Genomic DNA, 25,020 nt, shown 5'->3' on the forward strand with positions numbered 1-25,020 from the left:
AAGCTGCAAAAGCTCAGCGGTGCAGGTAGTTTAAGCGCTAAGTTTACTCAAACCTTGCATCAAAGTATCTTTGATTTTTTTACCTTCATCGGTATCAAGGTAAGCCTTTGCAGCGTTAACATATTGCATAATCATTTCAGGTTTTAAACCTAAGGCTTCAAATTGTTTCTTAACGTCATTAACCGCTTTTAACGAATCGCTGTAGTTGGCGGCCTTATCCATTAATCCACCTAAACCACCTTCACTGGTTATATTGCTCACATCAGGCACAGATTTGAGCAAGTCACCCACGCCAGGCAATGAATCGGCTAAACCGCTAAATTGTTCAGTTGATAAATTACCTTTTGCGTAATTAAAAAGAGAGGCCAATCCACCACTGGCTTGTGAATCACTCACCCCTAGTTTTCCGCTGACCGAAGAAATCATATCACCAACATTCGGCATGGCTGGTTTCTCGGCTTCAACTTCCATACCTAACATGCTTTTTAAAGAATCAAGCCAACCTTCTGCATGGCTTTGAGGGCTGAAGGCAAGCGCAGCTAACATAAGGCTTAGGTGTTGTAATTTCATCTTGTTCTCCTGAATGATGATGTCGACTACTATAAATTTTCGATGGGATCGAATTACTGGTGGTTATTATGGATTATTTGTAAGGCACATAGCCAATGGAAAATGCAAAATTCATAACGAGAATCACGCAATTCGTCATATTAACCTTCAAGTAAGCTGTCCGCAGCGCTGTAGATCAATATTAGGCTAATGTTGAGGGAGGATGACAGTTTGGCCAATTTAGTGAAGCTAGATGTTAAAATGCCGATGTTGCGAGCAACATCGGCATTTTTAAGCATAAAATATTAACTATTTAGTCATTTTTCTGCGAGTTAAGCCAAATGAAAGTAAAGCTAAACCGAACAGAGCTAAAGTGCTTGGTGTAGAAACCGCTACTGAGTTCTGAATATTCGCGCTTGCAGTATTGGGTAATACAACGACTGGATGAGCGCCAAAACGCGAATCTACAGAAGTGGTAAATAAATTGTCACCACTGTCATTAAAGAATGACACTGTATAAAAATCACGGTCTGTACAACAATCTGTTCTGCCGAAAATCTGGATTGACATAAGTTCAACTACTGATGCAAATGTTATCGTCAAGCTGTCGTGGCTATTATTACTACCTTCATGAAATATTTGGCCTAAGCTGTAGTTACCAGCAGTAATGCCATCGATTGCTTTTGCTGGAGTTGAAAATGAGCTCCAAGTATCCGGCGCTGTTGCTATTGCGCCGGCACTTGATAAGGCAACATCATTACTTAAATTATCTAAAGCGACGACCTCAGATACTTGCAACCAATTATTTATGGCATTGCTTATCTCGATAGACTTGACACTAATTAAGCCTGCTTGAGCACTGTAAGCAAAACTTAAAGAGACAATTGTTCCGGTTAAAAACTGCTTCAATGTATGATTAAATTTCATTGTTAAAACCTTAATATAAATAAATGATGCAAATCGCAATACTGATATAGCATTATTTGTGCCAATACTTATGTTATTGATATAATTGGTTTTATTTTGTTTGTTTGTTTTCTTTTGAAATAAATTGATAAAAAAGCTGACACTTTTTTTCTGAGCACTAAGATGTTTTTATCGCTTTAGATTAAATAATGGACACACTATCACCTATTTTTATCCTACCATCGGCAATCACTTTACAACACACACCTCCACGCCAATCCGGCGTTAAGGCTTGCATTAAGCCCATTACTTGGGCATCCATTTTTGGACAAGGATCGGTTTCACCGGTCACTAACAAAATGAGTCCGCCAATTTTAATTTGTTTACCGACTAGGCTCGCATCACATTGCAAACCTTTAAGTAATAAGTTAGCGCGTCTGATGGTCCAAGGTAAGTGGGTATTCAAGATTTCACAGGCTAACAACCATTGTTCTTCGCTTAATAGAGTAACTTGACGTTTGCCCGGTTTACCGCGGGCATCACCATCAATACCTGCTACCCGTGTCACCATTGTTTCTGGTTTGAGCTGCATCGGCGCTTTAACTTTGGGTCGAAAGGCAATGCCTTGTAAAGTAATAGAATGTGTCATTTAGTGGCTTTCTTTATTAACTAAAATGGGTTGAGATTGCACATATTTAAGACGTAAACCAAGTAATATTGCAGCCGTGCTCAATCCACAGATAAAACCAATCCAGAAGCCAGCTCCCGCCATTTTAGGCACAATCCAATCGGTTAAGCCCAATATGCAGCCTATGGTCATGCCCACAATCCAGTAAGAAATAAAACTGAGATAAAACATCCATGCGGTGTCTTTATAGCCGCGCAAGGCAGTACCTGAAATAACTTGTATGGCGTCTGAGAATTGAAACATTGCTGCGAGCAATAACAAGCTAGAGGCTAATGTGATGACCTCCTCATCAATACTATACAGTCGAGCAATCGGTTCGCGTGCTAGTACGGTTAAGGTTGCGGTAAAAACCGCAATACTTATGCCCAGTAGAAAGGCACAACGGGTGGCAATTTTTGCTTGTTCGGGACGTGATTCACCCAGCAAATACCCGATCCTAATGCTGGTTGCCATGCCTAAGCTTAGCGGGATCATAAACATCAGCGCTGAGAAGTTTAGAGCAATTTGATGAGATGCGACGATAGTTGCACCAAAAGGGGCGAGTAAAATAGCTACCACTGCAAACAAGGTAACTTCAAATAAAATGGTCATCGCAATGGGGAAGCCGAGTTTTATACACTCTTTTATTAGTTGTATGTTTGGCCAATATAGATGTTGATACAAATTAAATTGTTGCAGCTTTCGTGCATATTTGGTGTAAATGAGGGTGGCAAAAAACATTGCTACAAACACCAAGGCGGTGGCGATACCACAGCCTATACCGCCCAACTCAGGTAGGCCAAACTTACCGTAAATCAATATATAATTAGCGGGAATGTTGACTAATAAACCTATGCCCATAATGACCATACTCGGTTTGGTGATAGACAAACCTTCGCAGTAGTTGCGCAATACCTGATAAAGTGCAAAGGCAGGCATACTGAACAGAATATATTGTATGTAAGCGTAAGTGATCGATCTCACCTGAGCATCCATCTCAATTAAGTCTAATAGTGGTGGAAATACAAAACTAAAAGCAAAAGCAAGCATAGCAAACGCCATGGCTAACCATGCCATTTGTTGGGTATAGTTGGCTACTTTATCGGTTTGTTTTGCTCCGTTAAAACGCGAAATGATCAGAGGTAAGGCCAAAGTAATACCTTGGATAAATACAATGACTGGCAGGGTAAAGCCAAATCCAATCGCCACTGCTGCCATATCAGTCGCCGAATAACGACCTGCCATGATGGTGTCTGACACACCCATTAAAATTTGCGTGATCTGCGCAATAAGCAAAGGCCAAGCTAAGTGTATGATAGTTTTTAATTCTTTTTTAAACGCCACTTCATTCTTCTTTTATGCAATTTATATGGGTTGTAGGTTGGTTGTTCTGTTGTCAGAGCAGTGCAAAGGGCAAGATATTAATATTTTCACCTTGTGCAACATTGCCCTGAAATTGTGTCAGTAGTAAATAGCAATTAGCTTTAGTGATTGAACTCATTACGCCAGAGCTTTGATTCTGTTGCGCCTCTACCCACAATTGTCCTTGTTCATCTCGATAGTAATAAGCTCGCTGAAAATCAGCTCTACCCGCACGTTTATTAATATTGTTTGCCGCTTTAGCCACGAAATAATGTTGCTGGTCGTTTAACACATTTTGCCCAGATAGAGCAGATAATAACGGCAATACTAATTGCTCAAAGGTCACATAAGATGAAACAGGATTACCAGGTAGGCCACAAAAATAGGCCTTATTGAGTTGACCAAAGGCAAAAGGTTTGCCTGGTTTGATGGCAACTTTCCAAAAGTTAATCTGTCCCAGCTCAAGCAAAATATCTTTAACAAAGTCTGCTTCACCGACCGATACGCCACCACATGAAATGATGACATCACATTCATCATCTGCTCGGGCGAATATGCCGCGCAAGGCATCTTTATCGTCGGCGATAATACCGTAATTACGTATATTTACCTTGATATTTTCAAGTTTAGCACTCAAAGCGTAGCTATTGCTTTCATAGATACCGCCAGTTTTTAGTGGGCTACCTGCCTTAGTGAGTTCGTCTCCCGTGGCGATTAAACCAACGGTAAGTTGCCTAGTGACCTCAACTGTTGCTTGACCAATTGAAGCAATAAGGGCTAATTCTGCCGGCCCAAGAAAGCAGCCTTTTTTAAGTACAAGTTCACCTTGGCGAATGTCATCACCAGCACAACGAATATTGTTACCCGCCTTAGGTTGCTGCTTAAACACAACAAAGCCATCGTTAACTTGGGTATTTTCTTGCATTACTACCGCATCAGCACCCAGTGGCACAAGCGCCCCTGTCATAATACGCACACATTCACCTACCCCCAATTTTTCGCTATAAGGCTGGCCTGCCAGCGCGGTACCCACTAATTTGAGTTGCGCCTTTTTATCTAAATCGGCTGCGCGTATGGCATAACCATCCATTGCCGAATTATCAGCAGGTGGCACGTTAATAGGCGAGATAATATCGGCGGTCAGAACTCTTTTATTGGCCGAACCTAAGTCTAATATTTCTGTTTCATTGATGGCAGTGACTTGCGCCAGTATATTTTCGATTGCATTTTTAAGTGGCATTAAACCCGGCGTATCACAGTGTTCTAGTGTGTTCACAACATCCCCCAGTTCCGACAAACGACGGTCATAAAAATAGCTGCGTACTATGGCAAAAAATAAGCCTAAACGATAGGGCTGTTTACTACAATTTGTAGCACCGAAGTGTATAAAAAAGATAGATAATAAGGGTGATTTTAAAACTGCATATAAGTGAATTAGTGGAGATTATGAATACGAGTAATCACCAACTATTTAAAATTTTTTGATTAATGTCTAAGATTTTTAGATTGGTTCTTAAATTACGGTTACACACGTCCAACAAAAGCATAGATTTATGCGCTAAGTTTATGGTCTGTTATTAACCAAAGCTTCGAGGCGACTGATGAGTTTTTCATTATAGGTGCCGCTATACAACTTACGCATTGTTCCATCACGGTAACTTTGTTCTAAGGCTTGTTGCCATTGACCGACCCGTTCTTCGCTAATATCTTTTGAAAATGCTAAGTAGAGCGATATTTGTGACAGTGGCAACACAGGAATAAGTGTTATTTGCGGATCGAGTTTTGCGGCCATCGCTTCAATAGACTGCTCGTTGTAGGGGGCAAGATCAACTTTGCCTTGAATCATTAATTTTCCGCAGTTGTCTTCATTAACCGTTAGTACTAGATTGCTACCTATTTTAAACCCCAGTTCTTGTAAATAATCGACATAACTTGAACCTCGATTAGCACAAGCAACTAGCTTTGTGGCAATGATGTTGGGTGATAGGGGTAAAGTAATGTTGTCTTCGCGCCCGTACAAGGCTATATCGTAAATTTTTAATGGCCCAACCCAGTGGAACAAATCTTTACGTTCTTCTGATTTGATGGTTTCAAATAAAGCCATGTTAGCTTGAGTTTTGGTTAATTCTAATGCTCGTGCCCAAGCTAGAACGTCGACAGATGTTTTCTCACCAAGTCGCCGACTTATTATTTTAATAAGCTCAACCGTTTTACCCTTTACCAGTCCCGAAGCATCTAAATAAGCACCAGGAGGACTATGCTCAGTCAGTAAGGTTAAACTCGACTTGTTCGTTGTTCTTGTGTTGTGTAAGTCTGGTTGAACACTCAATGAGGGTTGAGGAGCTTCAGACTTGAGCCGTAGGCCTAAATAAGTAAATAAGCTAATACAAAAAAAAAAGACAATAATCCATATCGTTTTCATCGACAATTGTTGTTCCTAAACGTCAGCGCTGTTGGTATTTACGCGCGGCTCATATATCTTAACTAAATAAGCCCATTTTTTCATAGTCAATTAATAGTTAATTGGTTGTTAGGAATTTTTTTTCGAAGCAACAATACGTAAATACAGAAGGCCAAGAAAAGCAGCAAGAACCGAAGCGATTAAAATCGATGTTTTTGCGGTATTAAGATGTTCCGGATGCCCATCAAAACCCAAGGTAGCGATAAACGTCGACATCGTGAAGCCAATTCCTGCGATGAGTGAAGCGCCGATGACATGTTGCAGGTTAACATCATTTGGTAAGCAGCCAATTTTAAAACGTAGGCCCAGCCAACAAGCACCAGAAATACCGATAAACTTGCCGACAACCAAGCCAGTAATAATGCCCAGTCCAATAGGATCTTTCAGACTAGCGGTAAGTGAACTTAAGCTAAATACAACGCCAGCGTTGGTAAATGCAAATAGCGGCAAGATTAATAAGCTTACCGGCAAGTCAAGTATATCTTCCCAACGACGAAGAGGTGTGCTGGCACGTTCTGCTACTTCGCGTACTTCTTGCACTTGCTGGTGATCTTGCTTGCTACCGAGCACATCCACTTCTTGTTTTTTCTTCTGCAAAGCGCTAATTATTGATTTAGCTTTTGCCAGTAACTTCTCTGATGCTCGCTTAGGTCGAGCCGGCACCGTTAATGCAATAGCAACGCCAGCCACAGTAGGGTGAACGCCCGATTTAAGCATCAGCCACCAGGTTGTGATACCGACCATAATATAGAAAAGCGGCTGTCGAACGCCTGCGTAGTTGGCGACGGCCAAAAATATAATAAGTCCCAGTGCACCTGATAGATGCATAAGCGATATTTGCTCAGTGTAAAAGATTGCAATTACTAGAATTGCGCCAACATCGTCGACTATTGCTAGACCAACGATAAAAGCCAAAAGACTGGCAGGTATGTGTTTTCTCACTATGGTTAAAACGCCTAGGGCAAACGCGGTATCGGTTGCCATAGGGATCCCCCAACCGATCTGTGAGTCAAGTGACCAGTTGAACAATAAGTAAATAAACGCCGGTAAAAGCATTCCACCTAAGGCACAAATCATTAACATTCGTCGATTTTCAGCCCGCGCCAGATCACCGCTTAGCACCTCTCGTTTAATCTCAAGTCCGAGCAAAAAGAAAAATATCACCATCAAACCATCATTAATAAAATGTTTGAGTGACGCGCGAATTTCCAAATCACCCACAAATAAACCAATTGGGGTGTGCACTAAATTCAAGTAGGCAGAGGAGAATTCTGAATTCGCCAGCCATAAGGCTGCAATAGTAGAAAAAAGAAGAAACAGGCTGGAAGTTGTCTGAGTTCGAATGAATTTAGAAAAAGGTTGGTGAACATTTTCTAATCCACGTTGTAATGCATTTTTAGATTCGGTAGTCATCTTAATCCTATGAAAAGCCTATTAAAAATAGCCGAGCGAAGCTTGAATCTCAAGCAACTGTAATAGTGCATGTTTTTTGAGAGTTTTAAGATATTTACAAATGACAGGGGAAACAAATATTCAATAAGAGCGTCTTGATTTAATTATGAATCTAACTTGATAGATCGTCCCTGCCGTTATTGGCTTATTGCCCACAAGTGCCTGATTATAGCATAAAGAAAATTTAACTATGGGAGTATTGGAAACACAGATTATCTTGGTTAGTGCCGAATTCGTTGAAACTAACTGCAAGTAATCCCTTTTCTGCACAGATATGCGGCTCAGGTTTCAAACTTAGGCTAGACAAGCGACTAGTATGCTTAACAAAACAAGAAACAACATTCGCAGGCGAATTGTGCTGATATACTCGGATTTTAGCTTTTTTGAGGTGCGAACAAACTTTATAAAAATATCGATGAAATCAAAAATCTTAATCAGCAGGGTATCTACTTTACTCTCATCTTTGGCGGTTTAGCACAGTGGTAGTCTATTTGCTCATTTATTAAGTTGGAATTATTAAGACACCTTCTTTCACTATCACAGTTTTTGCTTCAGCTCGGTCAATGATTTTCAACAAAGTCGTTTGCACTACTTCATCAAGTCGGATATCTGTCAACGCGGTGAATGACTCTTCAAAGGTTTGAGCACCCGCTTCTTGGGTAAAACTGATTGCTACTTTAGTCGCCAATACAGAATTTGTTCCAAAGTATTGGATTTCTATCATTGGATAACCATGATCGCCTCGATTATGCAGTTTGTTCAGTCGTTTTTGCGCTTTATCTAATTTCATAATAAATTCTTATTGGTACTTTATTACTGACATAGTGCAGGTAAATAAGTGTTTAAACTAGTTTATTTATCGACAATTCGTGTTTTCAACTGGTAATAACACATATCGAGGTTGCCATTACCTTTGAAGTAAAAAAACTCGTTGTCTAGGGTCTTAGCACTAGTAAGTCTCTGCTGCATCGCTGCTGAAGCGGGCTCCTGTACTTGGATATTAATCCGTTGTTCAATAGGCAGCTTATTTGCCATTTTTGCGCTAATAATTTTACTGCGTTTTTCTGGCTTTTCTATAATACCACTTGGGTTATTATTCTCAGCTCGATGCAGTGCTTGTATGATCGACATCCCATATAAGACATGGCCGAAAGAACTCATATTGCGATCTAAGTGACGCGGTGCCTGTCCCATAACAATATAAAAATCACTGGTGGCTGAATTGATTTCAGTACTGCGTGCCATGGCGACATTACCCGGGTAATGCAGCAGCCATTCGTCTGTGGTGATTGGGTCTCGTCCCGCAATAAATCCATTTAAAAAGCCAGTTTGTGGCGCGATAAAATCAGGGGACTGAACAACAGTGAAATTTGAATCAGCCGGCGCTTTACGACTAAACTCAGCGCCTAAAGGGCTGCTGTGAGCAGTGAGTTTTTGCTCGGTTATATCGCCCGCTTGAGCAACAAAACCATCGATAACTCGATAGAAATCAAGCCCATCATAATAGCCTTCGTTTACTAAGGCTTTAAAGCGCGCAACATGCTTTGGCGCGATAAACGGCGCAAGCTCTATGATTACGGTGCCACCATCAAGTTGCAAATAGACAATGTTGTCTGCATCAGGATTACGCCATTCTTCCAGCGCGAACAAGGCTGGACTAAGTAAGAGTAGAATGAGCGAAAAAAGTATTTTCATAGTGATACCAATTAATATTTCAATTATTCAAACAAAAAACTCGCCTTAGAGCGAGTTTTTTGTTTTTTTACTTTGTTGCGAAGCGCGCTCGCTCATCTACTTAACTTCTTCACCAGCGGCTTGTTTATCCGCATGGTAACTAGAACGCACCATAGGACCACAAGCTGCATGGGTAAAGCCAATCTCTTTAGCAATAACACCTAGCTCATCAAATTCATCAGGATGCACATAGCGTTTAAGTGGGTAGTGATGTTTGCTCGGCTGTAAGTATTGTCCAAGGGTCAACATTTCAACGTTGTGACTGCGTAAGTCTTTTAGTACTTCAGCGATTTCATTTTTATCTTCGCCCATACCCATCATCAAACCTGATTTGGTAGGAATATCGGGGTGTTGTGCCTTGAATTTTTTAAGTAAATCAAGTGACCACTGGTAGTTTGCGCCAGGACGACATTCCAAATACAAACGGGGGATTGTTTCAAGATTGTGGTTAAACACATCAGGTACGCCGTTTTTAAATATTTCTAATGCTCTGTCCATACGACCACGAAAGTCGGGCACTAATACTTCAATTTTGGTACTCGGGCTGTGCTCACGGATAGCATTGATACAGTCAACAAAGTGCTGAGCGCCACCATCACGCAAATCATCGCGGTCGACTGAGGTAATAACCACATATTTAAGGCGCATTTCAGCAATAGTTTTGGCTAGCTTAATTGGTTCTTCTGCACTTGGTGGCAGAGGTTTGCCGTGGGCCACATCACAGAAGGGGCAACGACGAGTGCAAATGTCGCCTAAAATCATGAAGGTTGCAGTGCCATGATTAAAACATTCAGCCAAGTTGGGACAACTTGCTTCTTCACACACGGAATGCAAATTATTTTTACGAAGCGTATTCTTGATGTGATCGATATTTGCTGTGTTACTGGGTAACTTGATCTTTATCCAATTAGGTTTACGCAACATTTCTGTTTTTTCAGTCGGTAAAATAGTGATGGGAATATGTTTTACTTTTTCATCATCACGCAGTTTCACGCCTGCTTGAACACGACCTTGTATTTGCACCTTACTCATCAAAACCTTCTTTGTATTCAATTAATGTGGACGGATTTTGTTGTGATATACCAATTAACTCACATAACGATTCGACAACTTTTAGGCCAGCCTCCGCAATATTCGCTGGGCCACCCAACTCATTGCAATTTACCATCTCTAGGCCTGCGTAACCACAAGGATTAATACGCAAAAAAGGACTAAGGTCCATATTTACGTTTAATGCTAAGCCATGAAAAGAGCAACCTTTGCGGATCCTGAGTCCAATAGAACATACTTTTTTACTGTCAACGTAAACACCTGGTGCGTCTGCTTTGGGATAAGCGGCGATACCATAGGTTTTTAAAGTATTAACAATGCATTCTTCAAGGGCTGTGACTAAGGTTCGAACCCCCAATTTATTGCGCTTTAAATTAAGTAGCACATAGAGCATTTGTTGACCTGGGCCGTGATAGGTGACTTGTCCACCGCGATCTACTTTGACCACTGGGATGTTGCCAGGAGCGAGTATGTGCTCTTCTTTACCTGCTTGGCCTTGAGTAAATACGGGATCATGTTCAACTAACCAAAGTTCGTCTGGGGTATCTTCATCCCGTTTGTCAGTGAATTCCTGCATAGCTTGCCAGATGGGCAAATAAGCGCGTCGGCCTAATTGCCTTATAATGACATGTGGTTGATATGGCATAACTACCTGTTTCGGTTACAGAACAACACGTACTAATTCTAGTTTTGCCAGTTCAATATAAATGGTTTCCATATGTTCTTTACTGGTCACAGTGACGTTGAGAGAAATGGAATGATAATTGCCTTTTGAGCTTGGTTTAACCTTAGGGGTGTAATCTCCAGGGGCGTGAATTTGTAAACAACTAATCACGTCCTCAGGTAGGCGCTCATGCGCCACACCCATAACCTTGAAGTTTTGCTGACAAGGAAAATCTAGTAGTTTGTCAAAATTAGTTTCCATTACGCTCTCAATCTTGTTTGATAGAAATCTAGCTGTCAAAGCCAAGTTTTAATTTCACGAAGTCGACCATACGATCGAAAAATCCACCTTCGTTGACTTCCTGCAAAGTGACCAAGGGGTACTCTGCAATGTCTTCACCTTCTATCTGTAAATATAATGTTCCTACCACTTCACCTTTGGCTAGCGGCGCTTTTAGGTTTTTATCGAGTTTAAAATTAGCTTCTAATTTCTTACTTTGCCCACGAGGAATCGTTATGGGGGTATCTTGTAAAATACCAAGATCGACAGTTTCTTTGTCGCCCATAAATATACGTTGTGTTACAAAACTACTACCCGCTTTATAAGGGGTGATCGTTTCAAAAAATCTAAATCCATATTTAAGTAATTTTTTGTTTTCTTCTTTTCGGGCACGATCGCTTTCTGTACCCATGACCACTGAAATTAAACGCATCCCGTCTTGAGTCGCTGAAGTAACCAAACTATAGCCAGCATCTGAGGTGTGACCGGTTTTTATTCCATCCACATTCAAACTTTTGTCCCATAACAAGCCGTTACGGTTATATTGTTTGATGCCGTTAAAGGTAAATTCTTTTTCACTATAAATAGCATATTCATGTGGCACGTCTCTAATTAATGCTTTAGCTAAAGTGGCCATGTCTCTTGGTGTGGTGTAATGGTCTGCATCATGTAAACCATGACTATTCATAAAGTGAGTGGATGACATGCCGAGCTTTTCAGAGTGCATATTCATCATACTAGCAAAGGCACTTTCACTGCCTGCAATATGTTCAGCCATTGCAACACACGCATCGTTACCTGATTGGATAATAATACCGCGGTTGAGATCAGCAACTGATATTTGTTTACCCACTTCAATAAACATGACAGATGAATCAGGGAAGTTCTTAGCCCAGGCATTTTCAGAAATAGTCACTAAGTCAGATTCTTTGATATTGCCATTAACAATTTCTTTGCCGATAACATAGCTGGTCATCATTTTAGTCAAACTGGCTGGCGGCAGAAGTATATCCGCATTCTGTTCAGCGATGACTTTACCGGTTTGATAATCCAAAAGTATAAAACCTTTTGCCGCAACCCCTGGAGCTGGAGGAATAACAACCGCGGCCATAGAAGCGGTACTGATAAATAAAAGACTAAGACTGCTAAATACAACAGCTCTGAAAGAATAATTTTTGTGCATTAATCAACCGTTTTTTGATTTGAGTTAGGAGACAGTGAGCTAGTGAGTGATGGATAGCTCTTTAAATTTGGCCGCTAATATAGCACTTTTGCACTTAAAATACTGCTGATAGAACAATAAATTCAGGCAATTTGTAAGAATTTGCAAACCTAGGACTTCGACTGAGAAAAGTGCGAAAAGTTTATCTTTTATGATTTTTCTTTAAGGTAGATACACTTTATAGGCACCTTGATAGCCATTAATTTTGAGTTCGTTTAATAATTGATTACTCGTCTGTTCGTCGTTAAGTGGGCCTAATTGCAAACGATATAGTCCGTTTTCATATGGGGCCTGGTAAGGCACCTGATATAACGATGTTAAGCCATTTCCGAGTAAATCAATTTTAGTCTTGTCTTGTAAGGCCGCGACTTGGATATAAACATTTTTTGTATTGGTTTGAGCAAGTGATTGTGGAGGGGCAAGAGCTGGAATAGTAGGGCCCGTGCCTACTGTCATTTGCCCCAGCTCATCAACGTGAAGTACATCTAACTTAACTTTTGCTACTCCAGAACTTAACATGCCGAGTTTTAGAGCGGCAGCATAGGAGAGATCAATTAGTCTCTCAGAATGAAAAGGGCCTCTATCGTTTATCCGCACAATAGCTTGGTTGCCGTTCGCTAAATTAGTAACTCGTGCAAACGACGGCAGAGGCAGCGTTTTATGTGCTGCGGTCATCGTGTACATGTCATAAATTTCGCCATTTGAAGTTAAATGGCCATGGAATTTTTGTCCGTACCAAGATGCTAATCCTTCAGCACTATAACCCTTGCCAGTGGGTAAAGGTGTGTAGTGCACACCTCTTATTGTATAAGGGCGCTGATTGGCTGGTGCATAAGGCTGGTATTGCGGCACGGCATCGTGCATCAGCACTGATTCTGGTGGTGCGTGAGGGGCTGAGTCATGTTTTTGCTGGTATCGACTTGTTTCGGTCTGAGCACAGCCAATGAGAAGACTGGTTAATATTAAACAATAGAGACTTTGGCGTAAGGTTAAGCACATATTATTCGACTGCCGTTACCTTTAATTGCGCTTCTCTTGCCGCAACTAATTGCTCACTTAACTGATAGACAACCATGGCGTATAGGGGGCTGTGATTATAGCGGGTAATCGTATAGAAATTACTTAGCACTAACCAGTACTCGGGCTGCTGAGCTTGTTCAAATTCAATTAGTTTAACCTTAGTGTCCATAGCTAAAGTACTTTTCGTTTTTTCTTTTAGGCTAACACCCAAGTCATTGGCCTGTTGCCATGTGTGTTGTAATTTCAACTGCCTGTTTAATAGGCTTTTGTAACGACTGCCTTGAATATCTGCAGGATAAGTAATAGCTTGACCTGCTTGCCAACCATGGCGCTTAAAATAATTGGCCACACTGCCAATGGCGTCAACTGGATTATTGAGCAGATCCCGCACTCCGTCCTGATCAAAATCCACGGCGTAGGCTCGATAACTTGAGGGGATAAATTGTCCCCAACCCATGGCGCCAGCATAAGAGCCCATCAAAGATGTGACTTCAAACTTTTCCTCACGGGCAAGTAAAAATAATTGCTCTAGTTCACTAGTAAAAAATGTGGAACGAGGTGGATAACTAAAGGCGAGTGTTTGCAGTGCATCATATACCGAGTATTTACCTAAGTAGCTTCCGTAGAATGTTTCTACTCCAATAATTGCTACGATAATTTGTGCGGGTACTCCAGTTTGCTTTTCAGCCAAGGCTAATTCAGTAGCGTAGCGTTGCCAAAATTCTAGTCCTTTGTCTAAGCGTTTTTCAGTCAAAAATATCGGATAATATTGAAACCAAGGTTTGGCCTCCCAAGGCTTTGCAATGGCTTGTAAGATTGCTTCATTTGGTATGGTTGTGGCAAATAGTTGGTCAAGCTGGTTTTTATCAAATTGATGTTTGTTTACCATTAAATCAATAAAGCTTTTCTGCTTTTCTTTGACTGATGCCATTGCATTGGCGGTAAAACATAGAACACACAAAAGAACAAAAAAGTGCGGCAAAGCAGTTTTTTTTAAAGCTGAATGGTATAAAAATTTCATTTGCTAAGCATCACTCTAAAGGTATCTTTGCTATTGGGCCGAACGGCCATCCCTAACGAGATAATAATCTTTTCTGGGTACTGATTGACATTAGTATTCCAAATCCAGCCAATAAAGTCACCATAGAGGTGCCCCCGTAACTGATTAAAGGCAGCGGTACACCGACCACTGGCAGAATACCAGAAACCATACCCATGTTGACAAACACATAGACAAAAAAGGTAAGGGTGATACTGCCGGCCAATATTTTACTATAAGCATCTTGAGCATTAACAGCAATTAACATTCCGCGGGCTACAATAAATGCATAAATGACTAAAAGACCAACAATCCCCCAGAAGCCAAACTCTTCACTAAAAACCGCAAAGATAAAATCGGTATGTCTTTCGGGTAAGAATTCTAATTGCGATTGGGTGCCTTGCAGCCAACCTTTGCCATTTAAGCCGCCAGAGCCGATAGCGATCTGTGACTGAATAATGTGATAACCGGAGCCTAGGGGATCACTTTCTGGGTTTAGAAAAGTGAGTACTCGTTGCTTTTGGTAGTCTTTCATCAAGAAAGTCCACATTATCGGCGTAAAAGCAGAAGCACAGACTGCGACCCCAATAATAAAACGCCAGCTCATACCGGCTAGAAATAAGCCAAAAATACCCGAGCTAGCGATAAGTAACGCAGTACCTAAGTCTGGTTGTTTGGCAATAAGGAGGGTAGGTATACCAACAAGAATAAAACCACCTAGTATATGGCTAATTTTAGGTGGTAGATTAAAGCGACTAATATACCAAGCTATCATCATAGGGACTGCAAGTTTCAAAATTTCAGAGGGCTGAAAACGAAAGAAACCTAAATCAAGCCAGCGTTGAGCGCCTTTACCCACGACTCCAAAAGCCAAAACGGCGACTAGCATTAATACACCTACGAGATAAAAATATAATGATAATTTGCTGTAGACCAAAGAGGGTATTTGGGCAATTGCCAACATCACTGCTAAAGCCAGTCCTAGTCGTGTTATCTGACGTTGAATCAGATCTATATCTTGCCCTCCGGCGGAATAAATAGTGACCAACCCCACTGCCATAAGAATAAGTAGGCCAAAAAGTAAAGGGCCGTCACAATGAATGCGCCTTAAAAAACTGTCGTTATTCGTGCTAAATTTAGTTCGTAACACCGCTTAGTCCGTTTCAGTTATTGGTTTAGATGTACTATTCGAGCTTGCGGTAATAGGCGGGGAATCTATCACTTTGTGCTCAGGAAAGACTTGGTCTTTAAAATAATAATCCATCATAATACGCGCTATAGGCGCTGCTTGTGCTCCGCCATGCCCAGCGTTTTCAAGCACCACTGTTAAGACAATTTGTGGTTTATCATAAGGGGCATAACCCACGTACATAGCGTTATCTCTGTTTTCTTCAGATAATTTACTGGCATCGTATTTTGCGTCTTGAGCTATGGCAACAAGTTGCGCTGTGCCAGTTTTGCCCGCCGAAGTATAATTTGTGTTGGTAAAAGCGGCTCTGCCACTACCCGCGCGATTAACCACGCCATACATTGCATCGAGTACCACATCCCAATTCTGTTCATTTTTCATCTGAATAGGGCGACGTTCTTTGAGAGGTTCAAGCTCTAACTGATTATTCTGCATCTCCCCCCGCATAATTTGTGGAATGAAGCGCCGTCCTTTATTGGCCAAATCAGTAATCGCCTGGGTTAGTTGAATAGGGGTGGCTGTCCAATAGCTTTGGCCAATGCCTACGTTGATGGTATCACCAATATACCAAGGGCGATTGAACACCGCTTTGACAATGCCGCGGCTGGGCATTAGACCATCTGCTTCTTCATGTAAATCGACTCCGGTGTAATCACCAAAACCAAATTCATTCATACTTTCACTAATTCGATCGATACCGATACGATAGGCCAAATCGTAAAAATAGGTATCACAAGATACCTCAATGGCTTTCGTCACGTTTACCCAGCCGTGCCCCCATTTATTATGGTCGCGCCAAATTCGTTCAACATTGGCTAGTTTGTATTTACCCAGATCATGAATTTTGGTGTCAACAGTCACTAATTTTTCTTCTAATCCGAGTAAAGCCAGCAAGGGTTTGACGGTGGATGCGGGCGGATATTGACCTTGCGTAGCGCGGTTTATCAATGGGCGGTCTTTGGATGCTAGTAACTTGTTGTATTCCTTACTACTTATACCGTGTACAAACAAATTAGGGTCATAACTAGGGCTGCTATATAAAACCAAAACTCCGCCGTCGCGAGGATCAATTACTACCACAGAACCTCGCTCTCCAGCAAAAGCCTGTTGCGCTTGGATCTGCATATTAATATCGATATTGAGCACTAGGTCTTTGCCAGGTATAGGTGGTTCAAAGTCTAAAGTGCGGATAATGCGGCCTCTACTGTTGACTTCAACTTCTTGATAACCCACTTGGCCATGGAGTAACTCTTCATGGTATTTTTCTATGCCTAATTTACCAATATCGTAGGTTGCTGCATAGTTGGCTTCTTGGCCGGCTTCAGCTAATTTTTGTAGATCAGATTTATTAATTTTGGCGACATACCCCAGTACATGAGTAGCGGTTTCACCAAACGGGTAATGACGGGCTAATCGTGCTTCCACAGAGACGCCAGGAAACTGATATTGATGAGCAGAAAATAAAGCAACTTCTTCTGGAGTCAGTCGGTTTCTCAGCGTAACCGGTTTAAAACGACGTTGACGTTTAAGGGCTTGATTAAATTCATCTATTTCATCATCGTCTAAACTTAACAACTGTTGTAATTCAGTCAGTGTTTCTTCGAGATCACTGATTTCTTCGGGAATGACTTCAATACTATAAACTGGCAGGTTTTCTGCGAGCAATATACCATTACGGTCGTAAATCAATCCTCTATTAGGTGCCACCGGTAAAACTTTGATGCGATTACCATTCGAACGGGTTTGATAATCTTCGAAGCGGGTTACTTGTAAATAATGTAAATTGGTTAAAACGATAGCTATCATAACAACAATAACTAACATGGCAATAACACTGCGTCTGGCAAATAAATTGGCTTCAGCCGTATGGTCTTTTATGATAATACGCGGTGTAGGCAAAACTATTCTCTATGATAAGGATGGTTATTGTTGACCGACCATGCTCGATATAAACTCTCGGCCACTATAATGCGAACAAGTGGGTGTGGTAATGTCAGACTCGACAATGACCACTTTTGTTCCGCAGCCTGAATACATTCTGGGGCTAAACCTTCTGGCCCGCCAATCAATAAACTGACATCTCGACCATCCATTTGCCACTTTTCCATTTGACTCGCTAGTTTTGGCGTATCCCAAGAGTCACCAGTCACCTCTAGGGTAACAATTCTATTGCCCTTGGGAATAGCCGCTAACGTCAGCTCGCCTTCTTTTTGCAATATACGTTTAATGTCGGCATTTTTACCGCGTTTACCGGCCGAAATTTCCGTCAAACTCAGCGGCATATCACTGGGGAAGCGTCTCAAGTATTCTTGAAAGCCTTGTTCCACCCAAGCAGGCATTTTTTGCCCAACGGCGATAAGTTGAATACGCATGGAAATTAGTTATACGTTGCTGTGTTCACTAGAGCGTATTTTAACTCCAGAGTTTTTCTAATTGATAAAAATCACGCGCTTCATCTTGCATCACGTGAACGATAACATCGCCTAAATCAACCAGTACCCAATCACCTGTTTCACGTCCTTCAATACCCAGAGGTTGGGTACCGGCTTGTTTTGCTTCAACGATAATATTTTCTGCAATAGAAACAACATGACGTTTTGAATTACCTGAACACACTAACATAGTTTCAGTGACCGATGATTTTTCTGCGACATCAAGATCGACTATATCACGACCTTTTAGGTCTTCTATTTTTTCGATGACAAATGCTTTTAACTGTTGATGATCCAAAAATATTCCTTACAAATTTAAATTGAGCCCTAAGTTTATCAGATATTCGTACTTTGCTGATATAACTTAAATTGCTCGATATAGCGATAAATAGCACTAGGTAACAGACCTTGCGGGTTTTGCCCCTTAACAAGTAAGGCTCTTATTTGGCTTGAAGACACGTTTATTTCAGGGGTTTTAGCCAAATAGATATAGCCAGCCAGCTTTTGCTGAAGTAAGGCTACCTGGGTAATTTGATGTTTGGCCAATATGCGCTGCATAATTATCTGATTATTTTCTTCAGCTTTGGGAGGTGTTTGGTGTTCGCGTTGACACACTATAAAATGACACAAGCCCAATAACTCTTGCCAGCGGTGCCATTTTGGCAGTGAATAGAGCGAATCACTACCAATAAAAAAGCAGATGGGAGAGTGAGGATGACGTTGTCGAAAAGCCAGTAGGGTTTCAACACTATAACTAACCTTTGATTGCTCAATTTCCCAAGGCTCGGGATAAAAAAGTGGATACTCGTCGCATACCAGTTTAATCATTGCCAACCGTTGCTGACTGGTGCTTTGTGCCGCGTTTTTATGGGCAGGAATATAATTTGGCATCAAAGCGACAGAATCTATATTGGCCAGTTTAGCCGCAGCAATCACAGGGTATATGTGGCCATTATGGATAGGGTCAAAGGTGCCACCAAAAAGCCCAATAGCAGGACTTAAAGGCATTAATCACTCAACCCGTAATCAAGGGGCAGGGCATCTAAATTGTATGGCATAAACAGTAAACATAAATGACATAATTCAACATAAGATCGTAAAATTTGCGATTGTTTGATGGCAAAATCAAGGGTGGTGAGTTTTTTTTGCAAAGCATGTAAATGAGCAAAATCTAAACGCTTGAGAGCGGACAAATATAAGGCTTGTCGATTTCCCCAAATACGATGTTGATTCCAATTTGGCGCTTGACCAGATTGTTGGGCAAATAACAGGGCCTGTAAGGTTTGCCATTCGCGAGTCAAAGCCCATAAAATAATGTTAGGCTCTATTCCTTCGCTTTCTAAGCGGTAGAGCATTTTGACGGCCTTTTGAGCCTCACCTGCCAGCAGCACATCAATCAAATGGAACACAGTAAAGCGACTTTGATCAACCACCGCCTGTTCTACTTGCTCTAAACTAAGTTTGCCTGAGGGATACAACAAGGCGAGTTTTTGCACCTCTTGCTTGGCTGCCAATAGGTTGCCTTCACAAAAATCAGCCAGTAGTTGGCAGATTTCTTTAGATGCTTGTAAACCTTCTACTTGCATTTGTTGAGCTAACCATTGTTGTAACTGATTGCCTTCAAGAGGATAACAAGGGATATACACCCCAGTTTTATCGAGCAGCTTAAACCATTTACTGGACTGAACATCCTTGCCAATTTTGGCTCCATGGATGACGAACAGTAAATCATTATTTCCTTGTGCAGCAAGCATGCTAAGCACTTTACTGCCTTCAGCTCCCGGTTTACCCGTCGGTAATTCCAGTTCAATGAATTGTTTGCTCGAAAATAACGACAGGGTTTGGGTCGCTTCAACTAAGCTATCCCAATTGAATTGACTATCAACAGTCAGAGACTGCCTTTCATCAAATCCCTGTTTTAGCGCCACGGTTCGGATATTTTGGATAGCTTCTAATTTTTGCTGGGGTTCGTCACCAAAAATCAGATAAAAGGGGGCTAAACGTTGCTCTATGGCTGCTTTAAGTCTATTAGGATAAATCTGCATTACAAGGTTGTGAGTGTTTTACGATTAGCATAACTGGTGGATATTTGCCGAATAATACGGTCTGCTGCCTGTTGTCGCATTTCAGCTAGAACCAAATCGAGTTCGCGAGATTTGGCTAAGACCGCATCTGGATCATCTTGATATTCACGGGTGACAGTAAATTCGACAGCTTGGAAAGCATCTTGAGCAAATTGTAATTGGTATTTTACGGTATAAACCAATTCATATTCAGCCACTTGACCGGTGTTAAACAGTGAAAGTAAACGGCGTTCTAGGGCATCAGGTAACAAAGTGATAGTCAAATCAGGAGAAGACTGAGCAATATTAGTGTCAATCAACTCCAATTTATAAGGCTTTAAGCGCTTGGTCAGCGCACGCTCCAAAGAGGTGTTATGGGCTGTTGAACTTAATTGAATAGTTTTGATTTCAGCGGGCAAATGAAAAGCGCCACGTAGACTAAAACCGCAACCTGTTAGGACCACAATAAGAACGCCTAACACCCAAGCTTTTATTATTTTAACTACCACCTAGTTTGTACCCTTGTTTAATTTGCCACAATATTAAGTAACTTGCCGGGGATATAGATGATTTTGCGTACCGTCTTACCTTCGACAAAAGGTTGCACATTATGTTCTTGTAAACCCAAGGTTTCGACTTGTTCTTGTGTTGCATCAGCAGCGACTGTAATTTTCGCCCTAACTTTACCGTTTACTTGCACCACAACCAGTTTTTCATCTTCAACTAGGGCAGCTGTATCAACTTGTGGCCACGCGGCAGTTTCAATGTCACCATCAAATCCCAGTTCTTTGTATAAGACATGACAAATATGCGGAGCGATAGGTGCGAGTAACAACACAATCGCGTTAATTCCTTCGCGCACAATTGCTTTGTCTTGTGCTTCTACTTGCGACGCTTTTTGCAAATTATTAAGCAACTCCATAATCGCAGCAACGGCTGTATTGAATGTTTGACGACGTCCAACATCATCTGTCACTTTTTCAATGGTTTTGTGAATAAGGCGACGCACATTTTTCTGCTCAGCCGTTAATGAGCTTAAGTCTAAGGTTTCAACAGGTCCTAATTCAAGATGTTCTTGGGTAAGGTTCCATAAACGTTTTACAAAACGATGAGAGCCATCTACGCCGGAGTCAATCCATTCTAAAGTTTGCTCAGGTGGTGCGGCAAACATAGTAAAGACTCGAATAGTATCGGCACCATAGACGTCTATTACTTGCTGGGGGTCAATGCCGTTATTCTTCGATTTCGACATTTTAGTCATACCGCCGTGTTTCACTTCTTGCCCATCGGCAGCTAACACAGAACGAACGATTCGACCTTTTTCATCTTTTTCACTGATGACGTCAGCGGGAGAATACCAAATTTGTTTGCCTGTTTCGTCTTCGCGATAAAATGAATCAGCTAATACCATACCTTGACACAATAGACGTTTGAAGGGCTCATCAGATTCAACTAGGCCTTCATCACGCAATAGCTTGTGGAAAAAGCGCGAATATAAAAGATGCAAAATAGCATGTTCAATGCCGCCCACATATTGATCTACCGGTAACCAATAATTGGCTTGGCTCGGGTCAAGCATGGCTTGTTCATTTTGCGCGCAAGTGTAACGCGCGTAGTACCATGATGACTCCATAAAGGTGTCAAAGGTATCTGTTTCACGTATTGCATCCTGCCCTAGATATTGAGTTTTTGCCCATTCAGGATCGGCTTTGATAGGAGATATCACCCCATTCATATGCACGTCTTCAGGCAATACCACGGGTAATTGATCTTCAGGTACTGGAACGGCTTTGCCATCTTCTAAGTTTAACATCGGGATAGGGGTACCCCAATAACGCTGTCTTGATACACCCCAATCACGCAAACGGTAATTAACTTTCTTTTTACCTTTGCCTAGTTCGGCTAATTTTGCCGCTATTTTTTCAAAGGCTTCAGCTGAATTTAAGCCATCATACTCATGGGAGTTAACCAACAAGCCTTTTTCGGTATAGGCAGCTTGGGTGACGTCAACTTGCGTTTCATTGTCACTGGCAGCAATAACCTGTTTAATAGTAAGTTGATATTTGCTCGCAAATTCCCAATCACGTTGATCGTGGCCAGGAACTGCCATTACTGCACCTGAGCCGTAACCCATTAAAACAAAGTTGGCGACCCAAATAGGCACAAACTCACCACTGAGTGGATGAATAGCATAATACCCTGTGGCAAAGCCCTTTTTTTCCATGGTGGCTAATTCAGCTTCGGCAACCTTGGTATTTTTGCATTCGTCAATAAAATGCGCTAATTCTGCGTTTTCTTTGGCCGCCTCTAGGGCAATGGGATGTTGTGCTGCTACAGCAACATAAGTCACACCAAATAACGTATCGGGTCTGGTGGTATAAACATCAAATGAGTCTGCACCAGCTATCGTATTGACTAAATTAAAGGTGATTTCGACACCTTCAGAACGACCAATCCAATTTTTTTGCATTGTACGGACTTGGTCTGGCCAATCGCTCAATTGCTCAAGGTCATTAACCAGCTCTTCAGCATAGTCTGTAATTTTAATAAACCACTGAGGGATTTCTTTTTGTTCTACCAGAGCGCCAGAGCGCCATCCTCTGCCGTCGATAACTTGCTCATTTGCCAATACGGTTTGGTCAATGGGATCCCAGTTGACGGTAGAATTTTTTTTGTAGACCAAGCCTTTTTCATATAAACGCGTGAAAAACCACTGTTCCCAGCGATAATAATCAGGTTTACAGGTTGCCACTTCTCTATCCCAGTCATAACCAAAACCAAGTGATTTTAACTGGTTTTTCATATACTCAATATTGGCATATGTCCATTTAGCCGGAGCCGTATTGTTATTGACCGCCGCATTTTCAGCGGGCAGGCCGAACGCATCCCAGCCCATAGGTTGCAAAACGTTTTTGCCTTGCATGCGTTGAAAACGACTAATGACATCACCGATGGTGTAGTTACGTACATGGCCCATATGTAAACGACCGCTAGGATAGGGAAACATAGATAAACAATAAAACTTTTCTTTTTCAGGCTGTTCAACGGCCTTAAAAGTGTTATTGCTTTCCCAGAATGCTTGCACCTCTTTTTCAATTTTTTGAGGTTGGTATTGTTTTTGTGCCATTAAAAAAGATTCCACTAATGTGAGTGCTTCGCGCGTCGCGATATTAATTTATAGCCTGATAGAATACCTTAGCCCTAGAGGTGGCGACAATAGAAGAGCTGGCTTTTGTCTATTATATCGCGGTGTTTTTTTGTAAAAGTAGCTAAATGCCACTGAACTGATGATTATTTAAGCAAGCTAGTCTTCCTTGACCATCTGGTTAAATTTTAAATTTGCCTGTTAGACTGGCGACGGTATGGCTCATGGCGACAATATCCTTGTTGGTTTCTGCGCTCTTTCTGGCAATTTCTAAAGTTTTTTCATTGGCTTCTTTGATATGACTGACGTTTTGTTCAATGGAATTAAGCGTCTTGTTTTGCTCGTTGGCTGCAGAGGCAATAGTGGTCGCCCCTTGTAAGTTTTTCTCTATTGCTATGCGTATGTTATTAAACGTACTCTCTGCATGTGATACGAGCTCTACATTTTCTCCAGCTTGTTTTAAGCCTGACTTCATGACTTCCAGTGTTTCAGACGACTGATTTTGCAATTGTTCAATGATTTTAGTAATTTGCCCCGTTGATTCTTGAGTCCGTTTTGCCAAAGTTCTGACTTCATCAGCAACTACCGCAAAGCCTCGACCTTGCTCGCCAGCCCTAGCCGCCTCTATCGCTGCATTGAGGGCGAGAAGATTTGTTTGTTCGGCAATACCTTTGATTACTTCGATTACCGTGGTTATATTTTGTGAATATTCCTCGAGCTTTTCAGTCTTCGCAGTAGAGTCACTGATTGATGCTGCGAGTGTCTGCATCATCCGATTTGCGTGATTAACATCTTGCATACCCTCTGAAGCAAGTTTACTTGTTTCTTGCGTTATATTGGCAGATTGAGCCGCATGATTAGCGACGCCTTTTGATGTTTCGTTAAGGTCATGCACCGCGCCAACAATTTCAGTAACTCGACCATTTAGGTTATCGACTAAGGTATTGAGTTGATTTATATTTTCCTGACCACTTTCAGAGGTTTTATCCAAACTATTAGAAACAGTAGTAATTTCTTGGATAATAGTGTGAATGTTTGCAATAAAAGCATTGATGCCGTCTGATAATAAACCCAGCTCATCTTTACTACTAAAGTTAATGCGTTTTGTGAGATCTCCTTGACCTTGGGCAATATCATTGACACGGCGAGTGATACTATCCAAAGGATTTAAAATAAGTTTGTGGATCAAAAATCCCATCAACAGCAAAATGACGACGTCTAATAACACAATTTGCACAATGCTGCGTTTTAGCGCAAAAGAGAACGCTTGATCAATAGATTCACTGGAGTAGATTAGTTCAATTTTACCGGCGTTGAAGTCTTCACCCTGATCGTTGAACTTAATAATTTGTTCTTTTTTGAAAAGAAAATCACCGCTGTATGAGCCGTTATTTGCCGATTCAGACTCTTGATCCCAATTGATTTCAAACAGTTGATTATTCTCATTGTCAAACGCTTTGACACCCACCAAATCATTTGTACCAAGTTCTGCTTCGGCTACTTTACGGGCATTATCAACATTGAAGTTCCACATTGAATTAGCAAGCGTTATACCGAGTCTTTTTGCTGTGTTTTGTGATGCAATTTCGGCTTGGTCATTTAACTTTATTTGACTTATCCATATGTCTACAACGGCATACAAACATAGGGTTAAGGTTAACGCTAAAAGTAACGCCAAGTTTAATTTTCTTCTCAAGCTCATCTTATAACACACTCACAAAGTGACACAAAGTCTGTGTCTACACCTTAGCTGGTTTTTGCCAACAGACAAGTGAGTTTTAAACTA

The 25,020-nt window shown here is 41.3% G+C and carries 24 protein-coding genes; all 24 read right to left on the bottom strand.

Annotation, left to right across the window (positions count from 1 at the left end; genetic code table 11):
* Positions 1-30: 30 nt before the first annotated feature.
* Positions 31-570 (bottom strand): DUF2780 domain-containing protein, encoded by a 540-nt coding sequence (locus ABKW31_RS04690; protein ID WP_348615058.1) that lies wholly within the window; start codon positions 568-570, stop codon positions 31-33.
* 288 nt (positions 571-858) lie between these two features.
* Positions 859-1,476 (bottom strand): hypothetical protein, encoded by a 618-nt coding sequence (locus ABKW31_RS04695; protein WP_348615060.1) that lies wholly within the window; start codon positions 1,474-1,476, stop codon positions 859-861.
* A gap of 181 nt (positions 1,477-1,657) precedes the next feature.
* The gene (locus ABKW31_RS04700; protein WP_348615061.1) at positions 1,658-2,104 is read right to left on the bottom strand and encodes an MOSC domain-containing protein; all 447 of its coding nucleotides are present in this window, start codon (positions 2,102-2,104) and stop codon (positions 1,658-1,660) included.
* A complete protein-coding gene (locus ABKW31_RS04705; protein ID WP_348615063.1) occupies positions 2,105-3,466 on the bottom strand; it encodes an MATE family efflux transporter in 1,362 nt (453 codons plus the stop codon).
* Positions 3,467-3,518: 52 nt separating this feature from the next.
* Positions 3,519-4,760, bottom strand: a complete 1,242-nt coding sequence (gene glp, locus ABKW31_RS04710; protein ID WP_348615065.1) for a gephyrin-like molybdotransferase Glp — start codon at positions 4,758-4,760, stop codon at positions 3,519-3,521.
* A gap of 288 nt (positions 4,761-5,048) precedes the next feature.
* The gene (locus ABKW31_RS04715) at positions 5,049-5,906 is read right to left on the bottom strand and encodes a transporter substrate-binding domain-containing protein (RefSeq protein WP_348615066.1); all 858 of its coding nucleotides are present in this window, start codon (positions 5,904-5,906) and stop codon (positions 5,049-5,051) included.
* A 108-nt stretch (positions 5,907-6,014) separates the two neighbouring features.
* Positions 6,015-7,358 (bottom strand): Na+/H+ antiporter NhaA, encoded by a 1,344-nt coding sequence (gene nhaA, locus ABKW31_RS04720; protein ID WP_348615068.1) that lies wholly within the window; start codon positions 7,356-7,358, stop codon positions 6,015-6,017.
* 541 nt (positions 7,359-7,899) lie between these two features.
* Positions 7,900-8,187, bottom strand: a complete 288-nt coding sequence (locus ABKW31_RS04725) for a hypothetical protein (RefSeq protein ID WP_348615069.1) — start codon at positions 8,185-8,187, stop codon at positions 7,900-7,902.
* A gap of 62 nt (positions 8,188-8,249) precedes the next feature.
* Complete coding sequence (locus ABKW31_RS04730) at positions 8,250-9,092, bottom strand: peptidylprolyl isomerase (protein ID WP_348615070.1); 843 nt, start codon at positions 9,090-9,092, stop codon at positions 8,250-8,252.
* Positions 9,093-9,188: 96 nt separating this feature from the next.
* Positions 9,189-10,163 carry a lipoyl synthase gene (lipA, locus tag ABKW31_RS04735; RefSeq protein ID WP_348615071.1) on the bottom strand — a complete coding sequence of 325 codons (975 nt, stop codon included), beginning with the start codon at positions 10,161-10,163 and terminating at the stop codon, positions 9,189-9,191.
* Positions 10,156-10,827, bottom strand: coding sequence for a lipoyl(octanoyl) transferase LipB (lipB, locus tag ABKW31_RS04740; RefSeq protein WP_348615072.1), 672 nt, complete (start codon positions 10,825-10,827; stop codon positions 10,156-10,158). The genes lipA and lipB overlap by 8 nt, the downstream gene beginning before the upstream one ends.
* Before the next feature lie 15 nt (positions 10,828-10,842).
* A complete protein-coding gene (ybeD, locus tag ABKW31_RS04745; RefSeq protein ID WP_348615073.1) occupies positions 10,843-11,106 on the bottom strand; it encodes a DUF493 family protein YbeD in 264 nt (87 codons plus the stop codon).
* Positions 11,107-11,134: 28 nt separating this feature from the next.
* Positions 11,135-12,235, bottom strand: coding sequence for a serine hydrolase (locus ABKW31_RS04750; RefSeq protein WP_348615203.1), 1,101 nt, complete (start codon positions 12,233-12,235; stop codon positions 11,135-11,137).
* Positions 12,236-12,508: 273 nt separating this feature from the next.
* A complete protein-coding gene (locus ABKW31_RS04755; protein WP_348615074.1) occupies positions 12,509-13,345 on the bottom strand; it encodes a septal ring lytic transglycosylase RlpA family protein in 837 nt (278 codons plus the stop codon).
* Between the two features lies 1 nt (position 13,346).
* The gene (gene mltB / locus ABKW31_RS04760; protein WP_348615075.1) at positions 13,347-14,387 is read right to left on the bottom strand and encodes a lytic murein transglycosylase B; all 1,041 of its coding nucleotides are present in this window, start codon (positions 14,385-14,387) and stop codon (positions 13,347-13,349) included.
* A 52-nt stretch (positions 14,388-14,439) separates the two neighbouring features.
* On the bottom strand, positions 14,440-15,555 hold the full coding sequence (gene rodA, locus ABKW31_RS04765) for a rod shape-determining protein RodA (protein WP_348615076.1): 1,116 nt from the start codon (positions 15,553-15,555) through the stop codon (positions 14,440-14,442).
* Positions 15,556-15,558: 3 nt separating this feature from the next.
* Positions 15,559-17,493, bottom strand: coding sequence for a penicillin-binding protein 2 (gene mrdA / locus ABKW31_RS04770; RefSeq protein WP_348615077.1), 1,935 nt, complete (start codon positions 17,491-17,493; stop codon positions 15,559-15,561).
* A gap of 2 nt (positions 17,494-17,495) precedes the next feature.
* Positions 17,496-17,966 carry a 23S rRNA (pseudouridine(1915)-N(3))-methyltransferase RlmH gene (gene rlmH / locus ABKW31_RS04775; RefSeq protein WP_348615078.1) on the bottom strand — a complete coding sequence of 157 codons (471 nt, stop codon included), beginning with the start codon at positions 17,964-17,966 and terminating at the stop codon, positions 17,496-17,498.
* Between the two features lie 40 nt (positions 17,967-18,006).
* Entirely contained in the window at positions 18,007-18,324 is a 318-nt protein-coding gene (gene rsfS, locus ABKW31_RS04780; protein ID WP_348615079.1) for a ribosome silencing factor, read from the bottom strand.
* 38 nt (positions 18,325-18,362) lie between these two features.
* Positions 18,363-19,034: a nicotinate-nucleotide adenylyltransferase gene (nadD, locus tag ABKW31_RS04785; RefSeq protein WP_348615080.1), complete on the bottom strand. Its 672-nt coding sequence runs from the start codon at positions 19,032-19,034 to the stop codon at positions 18,363-18,365.
* Entirely contained in the window at positions 19,034-20,071 is a 1,038-nt protein-coding gene (gene holA / locus ABKW31_RS04790; protein WP_348615081.1) for a DNA polymerase III subunit delta, read from the bottom strand. The genes nadD and holA overlap by 1 nt, the downstream gene beginning before the upstream one ends.
* A complete protein-coding gene (lptE, locus tag ABKW31_RS04795; protein ID WP_348615082.1) occupies positions 20,071-20,598 on the bottom strand; it encodes an LPS assembly lipoprotein LptE in 528 nt (175 codons plus the stop codon). Before lptE ends, holA begins: the two co-directional genes overlap by 1 nt.
* A 17-nt stretch (positions 20,599-20,615) precedes the next feature.
* Complete coding sequence (leuS, locus tag ABKW31_RS04800) at positions 20,616-23,216, bottom strand: leucine--tRNA ligase (RefSeq protein WP_348615083.1); 2,601 nt, start codon at positions 23,214-23,216, stop codon at positions 20,616-20,618.
* 199 nt (positions 23,217-23,415) lie between these two features.
* Positions 23,416-24,912, bottom strand: coding sequence for a methyl-accepting chemotaxis protein (locus tag ABKW31_RS04805; protein ID WP_348615084.1), 1,497 nt, complete (start codon positions 24,910-24,912; stop codon positions 23,416-23,418).
* Between the last annotated feature and the right edge of the window lie 108 nt (positions 24,913-25,020).

Source organism: Paraglaciecola sp. 25GB23A (genome assembly GCF_040012495.1).
Lineage (GTDB): Bacteria > Pseudomonadota > Gammaproteobacteria > Enterobacterales > Alteromonadaceae > Paraglaciecola.